General features: G+C 56.5%; 2 pseudogenes and 1 other annotated feature. Both pseudogenes read left to right on the top strand.

What is annotated here, in order from left to right:
* Positions 1 to 624: 624 nt before the first annotated feature.
* Positions 625 to 843 (top strand): annotated as a pseudogene (locus ACFX5Q_RS34730) (transposase); the annotation flags it as partial.
* A 238-nt stretch (positions 844 to 1,081) separates the two neighbouring features.
* Positions 1,082 to 1,409, top strand: a pseudogene (locus tag ACFX5Q_RS34735) (IS3 family transposase); the annotation flags it as partial.
* Positions 1,341 to 1,464: a sequence feature (AL1L pseudoknot), on the top strand. Its footprint overlaps the pseudogene before it by 69 nt.
* The last annotated feature ends 440 nt before the right edge of the window (positions 1,465 to 1,904 follow it).

The raw sequence follows: 1,904 nt of genomic DNA on the forward strand, positions 1-1,904 counted from the left end.
TCTGCTGCAAGATAGTCGTAGCGAGCTGGATCAGCCGACAGGGTAATTGGATGAAGACCAAGACGCTGGGCTGCTTGGACGTATCGCAGACCAATACGCGCATGGCCTTCAACCATGATGAGCGCTCTTCTTGTCATGTGCGTTGACCCTCCGTTGCGGGCTGTACGGCAGTCTGAGCGCAAACAGGCATCGCTTTTTTGTCAGTGCCTGACCTCAGATGTCAGGACGAACGTACAACCTTTCGGGATTTGCGCTCGCAAAGATTCTATAAGTTTAGTTGAAGGATCTGTTGCAAAGTATCGGTGGAGCGTCTCAACGAATTTCGGTGGCCTGCGCGGCGACAACCAAGGTGAGACTCGTCTCATCCTGATCGTCGCGCTATAGTGGACGACATCTTCAACGCTGAGCGAGGCATTGCGGTTGGACGACACCACCGATGGACTATTGCTTCTCGGCACTGTTTGTCGATCAGATAACCAAGAGGCGCTAATCGCCCACGGTACCAAAAGTCGCTTGCCGGATCGCTCCGGGCAACGGCTGAAGCTAATTCGGGATCGCCAGAACGCATCGAGCAGTACAGTCGGCTAAAGCGCAGCCTGCCACCGATTTACATCACGGGGCGCGCGCCGCTACCAATCCGGAGAAGTCGATATGATGGCCAAATATCCCGACGCGGCGACCGCCATTTGCGAGGGCTTCTCTACGAAGCGGCGTCGGTCTGACGCGTAGCTCAACCGAGAGCACCCTGCGGACATGGGGTTTCCAGCTCCGGGAGGGGATCGGCTTCAAAAGAGCTGCGTAGCTGTGGCGCGCAAACTGGCGGTGATAATGCATACGACCTAAAAGCCGGCGAGCTCTTTACTCCGAATGCAGGAGCCACCACGCAAATCCAGATAGCGTTCAGACTCTGAACGCCTGAGGCGTCCTTGCCCGGACGTGAGCCGAGCCATTCCGCTGATGGGGTTGCAACGCTGACTCAGAAAGTGCGTTAGGGCTCGTCCCGCGAAGTTCCATTATGGGGCGACCGATGTTGACCGCGAAGACAACCGTGTACCCGGCAAACGCATCTCCAAGCAAGAAGATACTTGACGTCCCCACCGCGATTAGACAACCCCATCAGGTCAAAAGCTCACGAGGGGAACACCCGTCGCACTGGGCGGCCGTTTCTTCGATCGCGGCCAAGATCGGCTGCACGACGCAGTCGCACAGCGAATGGGCCAAGAAGGTAGAGGTGGACGGGCGGCATGCTGGGAGGCATCCCCACCCAGGTTGCCGAGGAGCTGAAGGCTCTGGGAGCGGGAGAACCGCGAACTGCGCCAGGCCAATGAGCGCAAGGCGATTGCTTGGTTTGCGATGGCGGAGCTCGATCGCCTTTACAGACGATAATCACCTTCATCGACTATCATCGCGGAGAAGAAGGGGGGCGAGCCGATCTATCGATCTGATGTGCTGCCGAACGCCTCGTCACATGGGGTTCTCTGATCGCGGAGCTGACTGCAAGTTCCTTTTTTGCCTTATCCAAGTTCTTGCCGGCTCTGCGGATCTCTTCGCGGTTAAACACTGGGTCGCCGCATGTTAGCGTTCAGGACGCCACGCGCCGGTTACCAGCACGTTGTAACAGATGCTTCAAGTAAAATTATAGAATCTTTGCGAGCACAAGTCCCTGAAGGTTGTACGTTCATCGTAAGTCTGAGGTCAGGCACGCTCAAGAGGCTGATACCTGTTTACGCTCGGACCGCCCGCAGAACGCAATGGAGGTCGATGCCAATGGCAACAAGAGCGCTTATCCTAGTTGAAGGTCATAGGGGAATTGGTCTGCGATACGTCCAAGCAGCCCAGCGTCTTGGTCTTCATCCAATTACCCTGTCGGCTGATCCAGCTCGCTACGACTATCTTGCAGCAGA

Source organism: Mesorhizobium sp. IMUNJ 23033 (assembly GCF_044778005.1).
Classification (GTDB): Bacteria; Pseudomonadota; Alphaproteobacteria; order Rhizobiales; family Rhizobiaceae; genus Mesorhizobium; species Mesorhizobium amorphae_A.